Origin of the sequence: Candidatus Nanosynbacter lyticus (assembly GCF_000803625.1) — a bacterium.
In the GTDB taxonomy this organism is placed as follows: domain Bacteria; phylum Patescibacteriota; class Saccharimonadia; order Saccharimonadales; family Saccharimonadaceae; genus Nanosynbacter; species Nanosynbacter lyticus.
This window is the reverse complement of the sequence record NZ_CP007496.1, coordinates 76,455-94,092: the sequence shown is the minus strand read 5'-3', so window position 1 is coordinate 94,092 and position 17,638 is coordinate 76,455. Positions and strand designations below refer to the sequence as shown.

General features: G+C 42.4%; 18 protein-coding genes and 1 tRNA gene. 1 reads left to right on the top strand and 18 read right to left on the bottom strand.

From position 1 onward, the window contains the following. From TM7x_RS00485 to TM7x_RS00470, 4 genes are all read right to left on the bottom strand, one after another. Positions 1-999 carry a SurA N-terminal domain-containing protein gene (locus TM7x_RS00485; RefSeq protein ID WP_039326833.1) on the bottom strand — a complete coding sequence of 333 codons (999 nt, stop codon included), beginning with the start codon at positions 997-999 and terminating at the stop codon, positions 1-3. Continuing rightward, the gene (locus TM7x_RS00480; RefSeq protein ID WP_039326831.1) at positions 977-1,507 is read right to left on the bottom strand and encodes a PH domain-containing protein; all 531 of its coding nucleotides are present in this window, start codon (positions 1,505-1,507) and stop codon (positions 977-979) included. Before TM7x_RS00480 ends, TM7x_RS00485 begins: the two co-directional genes overlap by 23 nt. Before the next feature lie 5 nt (positions 1,508-1,512). Beyond that, positions 1,513-1,589 (bottom strand) — tRNA-Arg (locus TM7x_RS00475). Between the two features lie 41 nt (positions 1,590-1,630). After that, positions 1,631-2,155, bottom strand: coding sequence for a nucleoside-diphosphate kinase (locus tag TM7x_RS00470; RefSeq protein WP_039326829.1), 525 nt, complete (start codon positions 2,153-2,155; stop codon positions 1,631-1,633). Between the two features lie 88 nt (positions 2,156-2,243). On the opposite strand from TM7x_RS00470, the gene xerA reads away from it, so the two are divergent. Continuing rightward, positions 2,244-3,161: a site-specific tyrosine recombinase/integron integrase gene (xerA, locus tag TM7x_RS00465; RefSeq protein ID WP_039326827.1), complete on the top strand. Its 918-nt coding sequence runs from the start codon at positions 2,244-2,246 to the stop codon at positions 3,159-3,161. 7 nt (positions 3,162-3,168) lie between these two features. Here the strand turns inward: xerA and TM7x_RS00460 are convergent, their stop codons facing one another. The 14 genes from TM7x_RS00460 to TM7x_RS00395 all read right to left on the bottom strand — a co-directional run bounded on the left by TM7x_RS00460 (position 3,169) and on the right by TM7x_RS00395 (position 17,597). After that, positions 3,169-4,311, bottom strand: a complete 1,143-nt coding sequence (locus TM7x_RS00460) for a hypothetical protein (RefSeq protein WP_039326825.1) — start codon at positions 4,309-4,311, stop codon at positions 3,169-3,171. Further along, complete coding sequence (locus TM7x_RS00455; protein ID WP_039326823.1) at positions 4,304-5,002, bottom strand: PulJ/GspJ family protein; 699 nt, start codon at positions 5,000-5,002, stop codon at positions 4,304-4,306. Before TM7x_RS00455 ends, TM7x_RS00460 begins: the two co-directional genes overlap by 8 nt. Beyond that, the gene (locus TM7x_RS00450; protein ID WP_039326821.1) at positions 4,986-5,567 is read right to left on the bottom strand and encodes a PulJ/GspJ family protein; all 582 of its coding nucleotides are present in this window, start codon (positions 5,565-5,567) and stop codon (positions 4,986-4,988) included. Before TM7x_RS00450 ends, TM7x_RS00455 begins: the two co-directional genes overlap by 17 nt. After that, positions 5,560-6,300, bottom strand: coding sequence for a type II secretion system protein (locus TM7x_RS00445; protein WP_039326819.1), 741 nt, complete (start codon positions 6,298-6,300; stop codon positions 5,560-5,562). The genes TM7x_RS00450 and TM7x_RS00445 overlap by 8 nt, the downstream gene beginning before the upstream one ends. 32 nt (positions 6,301-6,332) lie before the next feature. Next, complete coding sequence (locus tag TM7x_RS00440; RefSeq protein WP_082001317.1) at positions 6,333-7,214, bottom strand: prepilin peptidase; 882 nt, start codon at positions 7,212-7,214, stop codon at positions 6,333-6,335. 74 nt (positions 7,215-7,288) lie between these two features. After that, on the bottom strand, positions 7,289-7,768 hold the full coding sequence (locus TM7x_RS00435; RefSeq protein ID WP_039326816.1) for a type II secretion system protein: 480 nt from the start codon (positions 7,766-7,768) through the stop codon (positions 7,289-7,291). 85 nt (positions 7,769-7,853) lie between these two features. Continuing rightward, complete coding sequence (locus tag TM7x_RS00430) at positions 7,854-9,068, bottom strand: type II secretion system F family protein (protein ID WP_039326815.1); 1,215 nt, start codon at positions 9,066-9,068, stop codon at positions 7,854-7,856. A gap of 3 nt (positions 9,069-9,071) precedes the next feature. Further along, positions 9,072-10,142, bottom strand: coding sequence for a type IV pilus twitching motility protein PilT (locus TM7x_RS00425; protein WP_039326813.1), 1,071 nt, complete (start codon positions 10,140-10,142; stop codon positions 9,072-9,074). A gap of 12 nt (positions 10,143-10,154) precedes the next feature. Next, positions 10,155-11,915, bottom strand: a complete 1,761-nt coding sequence (locus tag TM7x_RS00420) for a GspE/PulE family protein (RefSeq protein ID WP_039326811.1) — start codon at positions 11,913-11,915, stop codon at positions 10,155-10,157. Between the two features lie 14 nt (positions 11,916-11,929). Next, positions 11,930-12,160, bottom strand: a complete 231-nt coding sequence (locus TM7x_RS00415; RefSeq protein ID WP_039326809.1) for a hypothetical protein — start codon at positions 12,158-12,160, stop codon at positions 11,930-11,932. Then, complete coding sequence (locus TM7x_RS03755) at positions 12,157-12,825, bottom strand: hypothetical protein (protein ID WP_052198770.1); 669 nt, start codon at positions 12,823-12,825, stop codon at positions 12,157-12,159. Before TM7x_RS03755 ends, TM7x_RS00415 begins: the two co-directional genes overlap by 4 nt. Next, a complete protein-coding gene (locus TM7x_RS00405; RefSeq protein ID WP_039326805.1) occupies positions 12,812-13,549 on the bottom strand; it encodes a hypothetical protein in 738 nt (245 codons plus the stop codon). The genes TM7x_RS03755 and TM7x_RS00405 overlap by 14 nt, the downstream gene beginning before the upstream one ends. Then, complete coding sequence (pilM, locus tag TM7x_RS00400) at positions 13,546-14,592, bottom strand: type IV pilus assembly protein PilM (protein ID WP_039326802.1); 1,047 nt, start codon at positions 14,590-14,592, stop codon at positions 13,546-13,548. Before pilM ends, TM7x_RS00405 begins: the two co-directional genes overlap by 4 nt. 44 nt (positions 14,593-14,636) lie before the next feature. Further along, the gene (locus TM7x_RS00395; protein WP_039326800.1) at positions 14,637-17,597 is read right to left on the bottom strand and encodes a hypothetical protein; all 2,961 of its coding nucleotides are present in this window, start codon (positions 17,595-17,597) and stop codon (positions 14,637-14,639) included. Between the last annotated feature and the right edge of the window lie 41 nt (positions 17,598-17,638).

Below are 17,638 nucleotides of genomic sequence, written 5' to 3'. Positions count from 1 at the left end.
TTATTTATCAATGGAGATAAAATATTTTACCTTATTGTTGTTCTTAAGATAATTAAACCGATTATTAAATTCTGTTAGCGGCACCTTAACGTAAGAATAATTTACCGTATTATCCTCAAAACTGTTAAGTGTCACAAAATAGTAGCCGTCGCCAGCTAAGGTTTTTAGTGGTTCTGATATTTTACCTTTTGCTAGCAATGTAGCAGATTTTGTCAATCCACCATCAGAGTTGTCCGTAGAAACAGACAGATTAAATACAGGCTGGACTTTATTGCCCATCTCATCAGCAATATCTTTTAAAGATTTTCCACTCTTCACCTTATTTTGGATAGTAGACACCAAATCGTCAGCCGTCTTATCAATCTTAAACGATACTTCCTGCTTTAATAAGGTGTATTTCATTGCTATCTTTAACTCATCCATAGACCAGTGCAGATTATCTTTTACTACAGATTCATAAGCAGACTGTGAAAGTTTGCTGGATTCTTGTTGCTTTTTAATTAGATCCTGAACCTTGTTATCGTCAACTGTAATATTATTTTCTCTTGCAAGCCTTTTAGCGTATGCGACCTCTAGGGCTTTATTTATTGACTGATTTTGATAAAACTTAACTTTGTCTTTTTGATCAGATTGCCCTTGGGTCTGCAGAACAGCCAGCGAGCTTCGATGGTACAGCAAATAATCACTATAATTCGCATTTTCTCCATCTATATTCGCCACTGGAAGAGGCAAAATTTTAGTAATTCTATAGGCAATATCACTAGTATCTTTCCACAAGTACAGCTGAGCCCAACCAAGACCAACGAAAATAGCTAAAATTGCCACGCTAACAAACATTGTTATCCATACCAACCGACGCTTAGTATACTGGATGGGATATTTATGCTTACGACCAGCCGCCAAGACCTTTTCGCGATGCTGAGCTACAGTATCATTTGTAATCCTCGTAGGTAGCTTCTTTGGTTGTTTTTTATCTTTACGATTCAATAGATTTTTCATTATCACCCTCCTTTTTCGCCGAAAGTTCTACCGCATCCTGTAGTTTATTATAGACATCGTCCGGATGCTCTACATTTTTTATAACAAGATCACCAACAAACGTCTGAATAATAATTGTGCCAAACTTAAACATCTCCCCACTAAATCCTGGAATATTATAGCTAATATTTTGAATTTTTGATAATTTCAGCTCAATTACGTCCTTACCAAAAAAACCATGCTGTGTAATTTGACGGATTCTCTGATCTGTAACAATGTAATAAGTGTAAAACCACATCAAAAAATGGTAAGAAAACAGTACCAGACCAAAAACAAAACTACCAAGAAACAACCATAATAAATTCAGGTTATCTTGCCAGATAAGAAACGGCAACGACCCGAACGCCATTGACCCGAGAAGTAGGTAAAACCCTTTACGCATAGCAATAATATGACGACGAAATACGAACAATAGCTGCTCCCCGTCACGCTGTCCATCAAATTGCTTATCTTTTAGCTGTCCTGTCATATACGTGGTACCCCGGGCAGGAGTCGAACCTGCAACCTTATCCTTAGGACGGATCTGCTCTATCCAGTTGAGCTACCGAGGCATAACCTAATTATACCACGAGTAGCTCTCAGGTAGACCAGCCTAACGCGTAAACTTCTCACTTAGTGTATGATAGCTAACTAGCTCCTCCGGCTTAAACCAGTGGTTAATCTCGCTAACGGCCTCCTCTGGGTCACCTGAAGCGTGGATTAGGTTTGGCACACCCTTTTGGCACTCATCAGCATAGCCAAAGCTAATATGAGAATAGTCGCCACGAATGGTTCCCATATCTGCTGACTTTGGCTCAGTTGGACCAACGATCTTCCTAACGACAGCTACAGCTTCAACTCCCTCTAATACCATTGCTATGACCGGACCGTCCATCATCATATCTAACGTTATGTTTAGTGTACCCTCGCCCCGACGCGTAGCCAACTTACCTATGTCCTCATAGTGCGCATAGTAATGATCTCTAGACGGTGATGTCATTTTTACACCAACTATCTTCAAGCCGACTCGCTCAAAACGTTGTAAAATTTCCCCAACTATTCCTCGCTGAACAGCATCAGGCTTAAAAACAATCAACGTTCTTTCAACGCCACAATATTTTTTTTCACTATCTGACATAGGTTGCTCCTTTGCTCATTATTATTTTTATTATAGTACCAAAAATAGATGATTTGATAAACCAGCCCTCTAACTGTAAAATAAGTATATGTTTATATCAGAAGCCCTAACTGATTTTCTAGAACACCTGGAAGTTGAGAGTGGACGCAGTCAAAAAACTATTATAAATTATCAGCTCTATCTAGAGAGATTTATCGATTTTGCCGGTGATATACCTGTTGATAAAATTACATCAGAGCTAATTAGGCAATATCGTCTCTGGCTAAACCGTTATAAAAATGACAACACAGGCGAAAGCTTATCTTTAATCACACAAAGCTATCATCTAATTGCACTTCGAGGGCTACTCACATACCTTTCTCGACGCGATATCAAAAGTTTGGCTGCGGATAAAATTATCCTACCCAAGACTGTCCGGAAACAAGTAACTTTTCTACAATATGACGAGGTGCTGCGAATGATTGAGCAAATACCAACCGACACCGAATCGGGGCTGAGAGATCGGGCAATTGTGGAGTTGCTGTTTTCCAGCGGCCTCCGCGTCTCTGAATTAGTCAACTTAAATCGGGATCATATAAACCTAACAAGGCGCGAGTTTATGGTGCGAGGAAAAGGACAAAAAGACCGACCAGTCTTTATATCAAAAGGTGCCGCCAAACATGTATCCACATATCTGAACTCAAGAACAGATAGCCTACCCGCACTATTCCTAAGTTGCAGTAAACGAACCATCACACCCAGCACTTCTGGCGATTACCGCCGCCTAAGCGCTCGTAGCATTCAACGAATGGTTAGCCAATATGCACGCCTAGCTGGCATTACCAAACACGTAAGCCCACACACCATGAGGCATAGTTTTGCAACCGACCTTCTAATGAATGGTGCCGATCTACGCTCGGTCCAATCTATGCTAGGACATAGCAATATATCAACAACTCAGGTATACACCCATGTTACAGATCAACATCTAAAAGATATTCATGAACGCTTTCATAGCGATACATAAATTACCTTTAAGGTTTGCATCGACCAGCAACGGCAGATCCTCTACCAGATACGGAGAAATCTTTACAGAGGCTATTCTTTAGCTCAATCGCGTTATCTGGATAAGCAAAATCATCGCCAATTTGCAGACGCGCCTCGACTCGTCTAAATAAATTACTCGCTCGTCCCGTTGAGTCAACTATAGGCTGAACTCCATCGAAATTTACGATAGTGCCATCCGTTTTTTGAAGTGAAACTTTTACGCTGCCACCCTTGTATATGGAAGTTAGTCTCAAAAAAGCCGTTTCGCTGCCTGCAGCAATTTCATCAACTTCAATCACCGCCTTGCACGAATATTCGCCAGAAAATTTAAAGGTCTTGCTACAAGATACTATATTCGTTCCATTATTATGCTCATTTCCGTCAGTTGCCCTTGGTCGATCTGACGTCTTGCCAGAAACTGCAGTTCCATCTTGCCCTGCTACATCTGACCTCAATACGTTTGGTCGGAAAAAGGAGGTGACGCCAGTCGTATCCAATGTTGATAAGCTAAATGTTGGCCCTGGATTAATTAGCTGCGCCCTCATCAATTGAGGAGTGTTACTATGCCAGCTATTCCTTGCCGGCAAATCTCCCGTGGTAGATATCTCAGTATTAACTGCGTTTGCGCCACCAAGGTTACTTTCATCATCGCGGCGATACCACTCAATTGATATCTTATTAAATGAGCTGGTTGCACGTAGCGGTATAAGCTGGGATTTATCTTCAATAGATTTATATATAAAATCCTGAGATTTCATAGTAATCTTTACACAAGTATAGGCCTGATCAAACCTCTTACCAGCGCCGGTGCCAGTCTGAATAATAGTATCGCCAGATGTACTACCGCCGACAACGCCAGAGGCGGCAACCATATTACAGTTAATCGGACCATTGAGTACTCCTGCAGCCTGAATATTTCCTGTTTGTGCAGCACGAACTACTCGCTTGGCATCTTCAACCCCAGCCAAAGCAGCATCATAAGCACTCTGCGATAAATCATTATTAGAAGATTGTCTCTGGTCCATAATCATCAATCGCATAAATCCAATTGTGACAATAGTTAGCAGCATCGCCCCAAAAATAACCGCAAAAAGCGATACAGCGCCCGATTGTCGTATACCTCTACCCATTTGTCCTCACAATCATTTCAAATTTATTTATAGAACAGAAATCAAAATTATTATCTGTCTCGCTCGGATCTTTACAAGAAGAATTTCTAATTTCACTCATCTTACTTGTCCCTAAAGTAAAGGTCAACTTGTAAAGGGCTTCCCTGGAATCGTCCGATGTGATTTTCTCCAATGTAACGTCATGCATGCCAATCGAGCCATCACCGCTACTTATAGACCTAAGTAAGTTTGATGATTTTGCTAAATCAACCATCTCTGGATACTTACCGGACCCATCTTTCTTACACAAGCCACCGTCAGCGTCAACTACCCGCACCAAGTTTATCGGATTACCGTCAACCTTAAATAGCCTATTTGCACCCAGCAGGCTCGGATCGTCCAAATATCTCGGGTTGTTCCAAACATACGAATGAGACCCCAGACAGAGCCGACCAGTTGCCCAACTGCTATTGTTCGGCACTCTCAGACCAGAACCATCAATCTTATTGGCGTTTGCCTGCAAAAAATCTCGTCGAATTGTATCGGAGATGTCTCGCCCTGCCTGATTAATATCACGCAGCACCACACCCCGGCTATACATTCTGCCCGCCTGAACGCCCACCATAGTAATTGACAATAGAAGAATCGAGATAAATGCCATCGCAAGCATTAACTCAACAAGTGTGAATCCCTGTTTATCGACCCGAGTCATACAACCTCACAATCGTACCAATTGTTGCTGGCATTTTACTACCAACTGGCATCCAGCAAGCTTTTATGTACGCATCATATTTATTGCTATCCCTACTACCTATAGCTGTACTCGGCTTAACAAGCCTAACCGCTATTCCATATGTTTTTTTAGTACCACTATCAACTCGCGCATAAGTTTCTGCCGGTTTATAATCGCCTGGATTATTTAAAATACTGATCTTAGAGCCGAGTGAAGGTGTCGCAGCCAAGGCAAACTCTTTATTAGAAAAGTTGTCAGGACAGCTTTCTGCACCCAAGCCACCCTCATTGTCATTAACCGAGGAAACACTTACGGCGTTATTATCAACCAACTTTTTCCAAATATCACTCTTTGTGTCGTGAGCATATCTTAGCATTTCTGCCTGCGCATCAACCTGCTGACGCACCAACGTCGTCTCTAAGGCATACTGGGAAATAGCCATGCCCCGATTCATAGTTTCTAACGTAATAACAGCAACCATGCTAAAAATCGTTACACCAAGCAGCACTTCTACGATAGTATCACCCCTGTTAAATTTACGCATCAGCACACCCTCCGGTAGCGTTCCCTACGATAACCGCATCAGCAGAGGCTGCATATGAACGCAAAAAGATAGAAAGCCGCTCATTCGGCAACCAACCATCATCATAAATACAAATTTCCCGCTGTTGGCGCTGCTCGCCAGCGGACTGTACTATGCCTGCACTATTCTTATTATTAACAAAATCCGTTAAATTATCGCCAAATCTACTAGTGTCCGTCCTGATGTCTAATTGTCCTGTTTCTGGATGTCGATACATTAAGATGGATATATAAGCGCTATTTTTAGGCTGGCTAGAAAATCTAGTCTTTGCCTGCCAATTCACGGTATATTTGTCAGATTCAGCACCGCGCCGATATACCCAAGCGCTGCCCTTATCTGATCGGTATGCATAAACAGGATATGCTCTATAGGAATTACCGTCAGTTGACCCTAGTGGACCAAATGTAGTAATATAGCGACCAACAATCACACAATCCGACTGACCGCGTGCAGTCTCCGACCTACCGTCTGCACCGTCAATTGGACAGACACTTTTCGATCTATCATTTTCAACATTAACGACTTTTGAGTACTCATTACGCAAAAAGCCAGCATAAGACTGAACTGAGTCGCGATATTGCTGACGATTAATTGATATGTTAACACCCACCATAAGCATAGAAGTGAGCAAGCCAGAAATAGCCACAAACAAAATAACTTCAATTATAGTAAAACCTTTTTGTTTATTGCCCATCACTTCTCCATTATAGCATAAGCAAATTTTACTTAGACGATAAGAAAGCCCCATGCTAAAATTTGTTGACTAAAAAACCATGCCAATAAAAACCCTACAATCAATAACGGACCGAAGCAAATTCTTGAAGTTGCCTGTAATTTACCCTTTAGCATTGAAGGAAGGACTAGCAACGTACCGATTAAATTAGCTGCGAATAAAGCCGCAAAAGCCAACAACCAATTACCCAAGAATAAAGCCAACCCCAAACCAAGCTTAACATCACCAAAACCAACCCAAGTTTTTTCCTCTCCATAGCGGTATTTTGAGAAAAGATAAAGTAGCAAATAAATGCCACTTAAAATTACAACCGACCCTAAAAGAGACGTCAGGCTCTTTGTAAAATCATTAGATAGCGCCAAGTTTATTATTGAAAAAATAAATCCCAAAATAATAAACGGAATATTTATGACATCAGGTAGAAGCAGCCATTTGAGATCATAAACAAATAAAATTGCCAGTAAAACTAAACCGCTTAACCACAAAGCCAGTAGCAAAACCTGCCAAAAATCCATCAATGATCCTGGCCAAAATACTACAGACAAGACAAATAATCCAGCCATGGCTACTTCTAGCAGAATTTCCGTCCAACCAATAAAATTCTTACAATATCGGCACTTTCCCAGCCTAATCACCCAACTGAAAACTGGTATGAGATCACAAAATGACAATTCGTGGCCGCAAGATAGACAGCGAGAACGATCCTTAGAAACTTTCTTTATTAGTGGAGAGAGCCTCTTTAATTCTTTCTGGTCAACCTTCTCACCAGCCTTTTTATCCTCAGCTAACTGACGAGCACGCAAACGCCAAACCTGCGCCCCTACAAAGCTACCCAATATGGCGCCTAAAAACCCTGCTATCATAAATTTCATCATACTTCTTATGTTAACAAAAAAACATAAAAAAATCAGCCCCCTTAAGAGGCTGACCTTATGTAAATGTTCCTTATCTATACATCCTGACAGTACAATTGTTTCTGAGATCCATTGTTCTCCAACAACACCACGACGGCAGCATTGCGCGAGGAGCCATTCTCTAAGGTAATGTTTGCTGGATCGTCTGCAGATGGAGCCGGCATACTGGACGGACACTTACGGCCGCGCATCACCTTAATCTCATTACCAGCAACCGACATTGATGAACCGGTAGCGACCACCTTCAGCTCTGAATTCTTATCATATTGATCAAGTTTATCAACATATTTGCGTAAAGATTCCTCGTTGAAGGTTCCGCCGTTACGGTTGGCAGAATTCCAGTTAGTAATAGCTGCAGCAACTGTTGAGGCGTCATTCTTTCTCGACTGGTCATGCTGGCTGCGCTGCAAAGCTGGTAATGCGATAAATACCATCGCGAAGATAAGTCCAGCAATAGCCAGGACTAAAACTACCTCGATGATTGTAAATCCTTTTTTGTTGTCTTTATTTACCATTGAAATTTCCACCTTTCTATGGCTTATGCTTATATTTGTGCAAAAAAATGCTTACGCTTATAATACACCAAAATCACCTGGTCGTCTAGTGAATATTTATATTGCCAACCAAACTATAGATTGGGAATAGTATTGCAGCAACCATCGTACCGGCAACTAATGCTAGAAATACCATCAGAACCGGCTCTATAGCGGTCGATAAAGCGCGGATCTCTTCATCAAGCTCGTCTTCATACACCTGAGCAGTTTTCCCCATCATTTCGTCAATCTTACCCGACTGCTCGCCGATTTTAATCATTTGTGGCACCATCGTTAAGAAATATTCCTCATTCGACAAAGATGCCGAGAGGGCTTTTCCGCCCTTTACCTTATCCGCTGCTCGGATAATACCTTCGCTAATAATCATGTTATTGACTGCATCCGACGAAATACGAAGCATATCAAGCATCGGCACACCAGTGCTTAGCAGAACTTGGCCTGTTCTGGAAAACCGCGCCATATACATTTTTCGGAACATCCCCTTAAATAATGGAACATTAAGCTTAAATGTGTCTTTAGTTCTAATGCCCTGCTCGGTTTTTAGGTATTGTACCAAAAAATAGCCGCCAATAATCATTACCAACAATGCGAGCCACCAAAAGTGAATAAAAAAATTAGCCACATTAATCATGATTAATGTTATGAACGGCAGACCTTTATTTAAGTCGCGATATAGTCCCTCAACCTGTGGCACCACTGTAAACAACATAAAACCAACCACTAAGATAATCACCGCCAAGACAATTGATGGATACATCATAGCACCACGGATCTTGCTCATCATGGCAGCATCTTTTTCCTGCTGAGCGGCTAGCCTTTTCAAAGATTCGTCCATTGTACCTGAAGTTTCACCAGCTGCAACCAGCGCCACGTACACCTTATTGAAAGCCTCCGGGTGCTTAGCAAATGAGTCAGACAATGATTTACCACCCTCCACATCAGAGATAATCTCTTGAACGATTTCTTGCATCCGCTTATTAGTAGTCTGCTCCTGAACCGTCCTAAGACTCTGAGATAATGGCAAGCCCGCCCCAATAAGTGTCGCTAGCTGACGAGTGAACACCACTTTATCTTTAGTAGTGATTCTACCAGATAACTTTGCAAAGAAACCCGTTTTATCATCTTGTAGTTCAATTTTTAAGGGTACAAAACCCTGCGTCGTCAATAACTTTGCAGCAGCATTTTCACTTTCAGCCTGAACTACAGATTTAACAATTTTATTACTAGCACTATCTCTGGCTTCGTAATTGTACTTCTTCATCTACTACCCCCTCATTAGCCTCTCAAATTCCGTCAAGTCAACCGCAAACTCACGCGCATTATCGTACGTAATCGTACCATTCTGCACCAGGTTGACCAGCGTTCGGTCCATCGTCTGCATTCCTTGATCGGCACCGGTCTGAATAACCGCGTCTAGCTGATGTGATTTACCTTCGCGAATAATATTACGCACTGCTGGATTGGCAATCAAAACTTCTGCCGCAACTACACGACCACCCCCGATAGCCGGCACCAAACGCTGCGAACAGATAGCCATCAAAATGTTTGATAGCTGAGCCCGAATTTGTGGCTGCTGATGCGGCGGGAACACGTCAATCATACGGTCAATTGACTGTGCTGCTGAGTTGGTGTGTAGAGTTGCAAATACCAAGTGTCCAGTTTCAGCGATAGTAATGGCTGCTGAAATAGTCTCCAGGTCACGCATCTCACCGATCAGCACAACATCTGGATCCTGACGTAAGCTGGATCGTAACGCTGCTGAAAATGAGTAAGTATCGTAGTGAACTTCACGCTGGACCACCACCGACTTCTTTGATTTATGCGTAAACTCAATCGGATCTTCAATTGTAATGATATGCTGTGAGCGCTCAGAGTTGATTTTATCAACCAATGCTGCCAAGGTCGTCGACTTACCAGAGCCGGTTGGACCAGTCACTAACACTAAACCGCGTGGAAAATCAGCAAATGAATTTACAACCGGTGGCATACCGAGTTCAGACGCCGACTTAATCTCGTTCGGGATCAGACGCAGAGCCGCAGCCAAATTGCCGCGCTCATGAAAAGCGTTTACTCGGAATCGACCCAGTGTACCAAACGCAAACGAAAAGTCGAATTCTTTATCTTTCAGTAAGATCTGTCGCTGATCTTCATCAAGTATCTGAAATACCAGTCGCTCAACCGCTGGCTCATCAAGTGGCTGAGTGCCCGACGCCGGCACCAATGCGCCATCAATCCTAAGCATCGGCGGAAGCCCAACTTGAATATGAAGGTCAGAAGCGCGTTTTTTAACAACCTCTTCTAGTAAAATTTCAATTCGCAATTCTTGATTATTCATATTTCCTCCTTTTTACGCGGTATCCGCCGCTACTCTATTAACTTCTTCTATTGTCGTTATTCCGTTTAACGCCTTCAGGTATCCATCCTGGCGCATCGTAATCATGCCTTGCTGAATCGCCATTCGCTGGATTTCAGCTGACGTAGCACGCTTAACGATTAAATTCTGAATTTCCTCAGTAATATCCATCACTTCATATAGACCGGCTCGACCAGAGTAACCGCGCGGAGTTTGAGGCGTATCCTTACCCCTTGCTAAGGCAAATGAGGTCTGCGTTGCCAGCGGCAGACTTTCATAGCCCAAATCTTGTGCAAACTGGGCAACCTGCTCTTTTGTCTGAGGCAATAATCCACCAACCGCCTCCCGAATTGCCTGTGTTTCCAGAGGTGACGATTGATATATATCACGCCGACGTGCCACTCGCCTAACTAGACGCTGCCCAATAATCGTATTGACTGTACTGGCAATAAGAAACGGCTCAATCCCCATGTCGAGCAATCGCGGCAACACGCCGGCGGCAGAATTAGTGTGCAGCGTCGAGAACACCAGATGCCCCGTTAACGCTGCTTGAATCGCTAGATTGGCTGTCTCGTTGTCGCGGATCTCACCCACCATCACGATGTCTGGATCTTGACGCAAAATCGAGCGAAGTCCAGAAGCAAACGTTAATCCAACTTCCGCGTTAACCTGAATTTGGTTCACTCCGTCCATCTTATACTCAACCGGATCCTCAAGCGTCACAATATTAACAGTATCATTCTTAATTTCTTTAATTAACGCATATAAGCTGGTGGACTTACCAGAGCCAGTTGGACCAGATGTCAGAATCATACCATTAGGACGCTTAATTCCCTTGCGAATTGTCCGTAGAGCGCGCCCAGCATAACCCATATCTTCCAGATTAAAAGAGCTCCCACTCTTGTCTAACAAACGAACAACCACCTGTTCACCCCAAACAACCGGAGAAATAGCAATACGCAAGTCAACTTCCTTACCCGCAACATTAACCGCAAATTGACCATCCTGTGGCATACGATGTTCGTCAATTTTTAGGTTGGAAAGAATTTTAATACGACTCACCAAAGCCGGCTCAATACTTTTTGGTAGTTGCATAATCTCGCGCAAAACACCATCAACCCGACAACGAATTTTCAAGGCTTTTTCTAATGGCTCAATATGAACATCCGAAGCATGGCTTCTTACAGCATATTCCAAAATAGTCGATAATGCCCGTGAAATGGGCGAATCCTGAACAATAGTTTTAATATTGCCAGCTTCCGACAGAGATTCTTCTTGGGACGCTTCAGCTGCCACATTAACAGATGATAAATCAGTTTTATATTGATCAAGGACGTGACGTACACTCTCTTCTGAGGCCATAAAGACTTTAATTGGTCGCTGAATACGATTCGACAGATAGTCAACCGCCTGGACATTATTGGCGTCAATCATCGCCACTGCTAGACGGTTTTGAACTTCTGCTAGAGGCACCGCCATAAAACGTTCAGCAACATCAGAAGACAACAGAGATAAAATATCCTGACTAATAACACTATTAGACAAGTTAACATATGGCACACCCGAAACCTGAGCCACGCCATGGACTAAAAGCTCATTATCAAGCAGCCCCTCTTCGCTCAGCAAGCTAAACAGTGGCTTATTATTCTCAGAAGCACGTTTTAAGGCGTCATCAATAACAGACTTCTCAATAAGTCCTTCGTTTATCAGCAGCTCAATCAATTTGTCCTGAATATCGTCCGTCAGTAAAGCCATCCTACGTCCTTTCTCTATTTGGCCGCATTTTGACCCACAAACACCTCAACAGTTGGATTTATCGCATTCTTATTGAAAATTGCTGGGTTTGGTTTTTCAACATCAGATGATATTTCTCTAATAGTTTGGACCTTTGCTCCAGATTTTGGAACCTTTAAAAATGATATATTAGAGGCGACAATATAGCCGATAGCTACACCCACGCCTGCAATCAATATCACCATAGCTATGTCTGTTTTCTTCATGGCTTTACCACCTTATTTTCTAATTGTACTGTTTGCGCTGGCTGATAATAAGCAACACCCCGCACTACTAAGCTTAATTTATCTTCATTACGCTGAATCTCTAAAGCCTTTAGATCAATCACGCGAATTGATGACTCTAATTTAGTTAATAGCTCCTTTAGTCTATCAGCTGGTCCGCTAACTTCCATCGTAAACGATACCGTGTTAGCCGGAGCAGACTCAGAACCCTCGCCACCAGAACCAGCTTGCGACACCGACAGACTCTGAATTGTCACACCAGTTGTCGTATCGATAAACTTATTCTTCAAAGAAGCACCAAAGGCGTCAGCATTAGGATTATCTGGAAGGGCGTCAAGAATAGTCTGCAACGCATTACTCTCGTCACTTGATTTTATAGAGTTAAGCGCTGTGTTTGTGTCTAAAACCCTAATGTTTTTCTTTAATTCATCAATGGTTTTTAAGTTCTTATCTAAACGAGAAATTGTACTCTGCTTCTCAATAATAATCTTTGAATGGAAAACAATTTGCTGAATCAGAAATATACTGACAACCAGTGCAATTCCCGCCAAGAAAGCTGCGCTTGCCACAAAAATAAACATTGTCTTTTTTGAAGAATCAATCTGCTGGCGCTTGCGAATTGCCACCCCTTTATTATCGGCTGCCATTATTTTTCTCCTGTTTTACCGAATTACTCTTAAACAAACTATCCGGAATACCTTGGCGTGAATCAGTCATATCAATTTTAGTTGTTGGCGTTATAACTGAAACCGTACCATTTGGTGCTGGCGCTAATAATTGTTCAGTGTACTCAAATGAGAACGAGAACTGCAAAACTTTTTTACCTTCTGAGTTTTCACCAAAACTAGTATCGCCATCTTTTATATCTTTGGTTAATTCCACTTCAGAAGTTTTATCTCCATCAGTTGTTCGGATTTTAGTGCTTAGAATAGTCTTCTTTAAGGTCTCCAAAGCACTATAACCATTAACAGCGCTACCTTCTAAGGTGATAGTCTTAGACTCTGGACTAATCTTTATATTTGAAAAGCTAACATTATTAGGCGCTACTGGATTTACAGCTGAAACTACATCAAACACCCTCGAATTAATTTTCTTACCAGCATGCTGCTCGTTAATCTTTGAAAGCTGATTTTGGATTGTTACAACCTTATTAAGATCCTCCACAGACATAAGCTTATCATTTCGATCTTTAATGCCGCTATTCTGCACCGCTTCGGCTGCAATTTGTCCACCTAAAATTACCGCCAGAACAACCACTGCTGCAATTGAAGCCCCACCTATCAAAAACGATACAGAGATAACGCGATTGCGCATTGCTCGAGTTTTCAACAACTCTCGCTTAACATTCGGAATAAGGTTTATTTCAATCATGACATGTTACTCCTCTGTGCTAAACCAACAGCAATAGCAAATTCTGAGGCAATCGGCGCCAATTGTTGCTGATCAGTCTGAGACACCTGAACTCGCTGCCAAGGGTCGGCGGTAATTGACTGGATGCCAGCCTTATTCATTACATAACTATCCATCTGCGGAATAGCCGAGCCAAAACCAGACAGTAAAATACCAGAAACCGCTACATTAGGATACCTAGTCTGGAAAAACTTAATAGATTTAACCAGCTCTGAGGAAAAACTATCCAAAGTCGAATCAATTGCCCTTAACACTTGGCCGTCTAATTTATCTGGAGCCAAACCAAATTTAAGAATAAACTGACGAGCCTGATCTTCTTGTACGTTTAAATTCTGAACAGCTGCGCGGACCAATGATGAGAGTCCAGTTGGAATCATACGAATCAACCTTGGCGCACCATTATATACCACTGCTAAATCTGTCGAATTTTCACCCACGTTAATAATTAAGCGAGCATCCTGAGAATCAGAAACCAGCAGAGAACGAGCCATAGCAATAGCGTTTGGTTCCTCGGCTATCACATTAAAGCCAAGCCCCTCAACCAACTCTAGCCTTTCTTCTGCGTAAGTTTTTGCTGTACTTGTCAGCAAAATTTCATATTGATTCTGAGCATGAAGACTATCACCCAACATTACCCAGTCAACTTCTGCTTCGTCTAACGGCATCGGTATATACTGGTCAACCTGATATTTCATCATCGCCTTTAGTTCCTGCTCAGAAACTTTTGGCACGTCAATCACAGTCGAAAACGTTTTATTTGACGGCAATCCAACGGCCACATTAGACGTCTTAATACCAGCCTGACCGACGGCAGTCATAATTGCCTCCCCTAGACGTCGCCGCGCCTCGGGAGAATCACCACTTGATATCTTAGAATCAACTGGCGTGTAACCATAATGAGACAAACTCCATCCCGTGCCAGCACGAGACAACTGAACCACTCGCACAGCATTTGTGTCGATGTCTAGTCCGAAGAAGTCGCCCAACCCTTTTGCTAATTTCATAACTAATAATAATTATATACATTAGCGTTTTAATTTGCAAACTTTTAATACCTTGGCGGCAATTCACGAACATTCATAGTGCTAATTGCACCGGTATTGCGGTAGTTGTTGTAGGACCAAAGATAAGCATCGGCCCGCAAGTTAATAATTTCGGCTGGAGTTCCTGGGTGCATATTCGGGTCATTCTTCGCCGAGGAGGCGTGCCTTCCTCCATATGTTCGGCGTAAGAATAAGTGGCCAGCCTTAATCGGACCGTTAATTCTTAGCTTCTTTCCACATAAAGCTTCGGACACATTACTTAACCAATTGGTCATATTAAATACAGCGCCACAAGTGCTAACATATCCATCTTTCGGAGTAATTAGCCAAGCATTCACCTCCCCAACTGAAGGGTCTATCACAATATTCTTCGCATAAATTACCAATTGTGGCAATGAACGAACATTTCCCGAATCGCTATACAGCAAATCTCCTGAAATCCTAACCGTACCAGTAGATTTTATAACTATACTCTTACCTGCATCCAATTTAGTGCCAACTAAATTAATGTTACCGGCAGTGTATTCACCCGTAGCTAAACTGTTAATATTCACATTACCTGAGACACTACCTTTTACGCCACCAACAGACGGCAGGGTGAAGTTATCTGGAACAGAGCTAGTTGCGCTAAAATTGCCAAACTTCGGCGTGTTAGCAAAAGTCAATTTATTATAATCTCGCATTGTTAAGTTGTCGCGGCCATTAAAAGACGACGACAGGCCGGCACCCGAAGCTGAATCCGCCCTTCCGCCAGAAATAATTCCATATTCCGCCCAAGATCCATACATATTCTGATAGACCCGATCCATCGTATAAGACACCGATATATCCTCAATCAACAGACCTACGTGCGACGGGCTAGATTTTACATAGACATCAATAAAATTTCCATTGCTATACAGAACAGTGCCTGGTTTAATATCAGCCGTAAACGCTGAGTTCTCAAGAAATCCCGGAAGTCCCCATCCTGCGTACTGTGTCCCCTCTGGTCTGGCGCCATTTTCATTTCCTTTAACATCCATTTCGTGACCATTAATTTTTGCTCGAACAAAGTTGTCTGCTGCACCCGAGAACTTAAATTGCAATTTTTTAGCGTTCTTTAAGTCGTCCAATTTCACATTTTTTAGTCTAAATACGTATGTGTTTCCGCAGTTTAAGATTGAGGGTCCTACAGCATTTAAACAACCAGATGTAACACTTGGATCCGGCTTTGAGTCTGAGTGGGTATGGCGACCAAAACTATTTATACTAATCCACTTCGCTTTAGACGAAGAGCGCCAAACACCCCTGCGACAAAAAGGAGAATATGTAATAATACGCGTATCTCCAACCAAATCTTTATTTGGTATATCAGAACAAGGAATCCAGCCATCACTTATCTGATCTGCCGATCCGGGCAACTGCCACTGTGCTGTCACCGCCGTCCTAGCTTGATATTCATCAGTCAAATTACTTGCATCATTATGACAATTTGGTAAATCAGTCGGTTCAGATTTACCCGAAACCTTATTATACCTATAAGCCCGCTGATTACCATTACCTCCAAAAGAATCCTGCGAACAGATTAATGACCAGTGAGCATCAGTCCCATCTCCTCCCTTATACTTATATTCACCAGGACTAAAATTAACTGTACCACCAAGAATATTACCATCGCCATCAAAGCCCGTAGCCCAAAGACCCATTGACCGTATAGCCGACTTATCCAATATGTTATGGCTATCTGCTTGAAGTATGGTGTTGGACGTCTTACTAGTAATCACCTCCTTGTCAGTTTTAACATCACCACCCCAAACCTGAACTTTTGGCTTATTGGAGGTCCTAATACATTTAATCGCGTATCTAAAATCTGTAGACGGTGCCGAGCCATTATAATTACTAACCATTGCCACATAGCATAAGTTATCATTCGCATTTAGGTTTACCCCGCTCAAATTGTCGGTTGCGTTTGTGGCAATTGATGTCTGGCCGGTAGGAATCTGGTTCTTACCGCCATTAGCAACAATTTCCTTACATGTTCCGTTATCAATATTAAGTTCTCTATGCTTTTCCTTAATCAATCGCACAACCGCGCAGGACCAGTCATGAACAGTTCCACCTGGCAACGAAACAGCATTAACGCCAGCCATACTGGAGACTTCTGTGCCTCTAGCTACAAACCGAGCCAACGCATACGAAGACCCCTGGGACTTCTCTGTTCCCTTATTATTCAGTCCGGCATTTATACCCTCAATACTGGTAACGTTTTTTGTATCAATATAATCAGAACTAATACCAACCGATGGCTCGATATCATAATTATACGGCACCTCGACACAAGCGTAAGGTGAATATCCCCAGCCTGCAGTCGGTGAAGAATTCTGTTTACTCCAGTAGATTCTCTGGCAGATACGCTTACCCATGTCTTCATTTCTGATAATCCGCGTATGCATAAATTTATTTTTTCCAAGTTCACCATGAAGATCCTCCAGGCGAGTTTTACCGTTAAGCGTCTCCATTGTAGTGTTTCGATAATCCGCCGGGTTGTTCATTCGCTTCCAAGCATACCCCTTCCAGTCGGTAATAATACCGTGTTGCTGCGGATCTTCGTTATGCCAAGCACCTCTGCTACCCAGGCTAAAATCATTATCTATCGGTTGATTTGAAGTGATATCAAATACGTCCTGCTGTACACCCGTTACAACTTGACTCGTGGTCCCACCACTCACAAAAAGGCTGTGCCACCAGTCAACCGTATCTCCCGGCTTTACATTTTTTAATCGCCCTGGAGCCGCCGTCCAGTTAGATCCATAGTTATTAGTGTCAGATGGGTTAAATTGTTTTGTGACCCAAGATTTACCGGTTATCGTCCAAGCTGGTGAACTAGGAATTGCGTATGTGTAGACAAAAAACGCCGTTACCGAAACAACTAAAGCTACTACTATTGCCAGCATGCCCACCTTAGGCAATGAGTATTTTCTTCTCATGCTTATAATTATATCAAAGATTGCGCAGATGATATAATAAA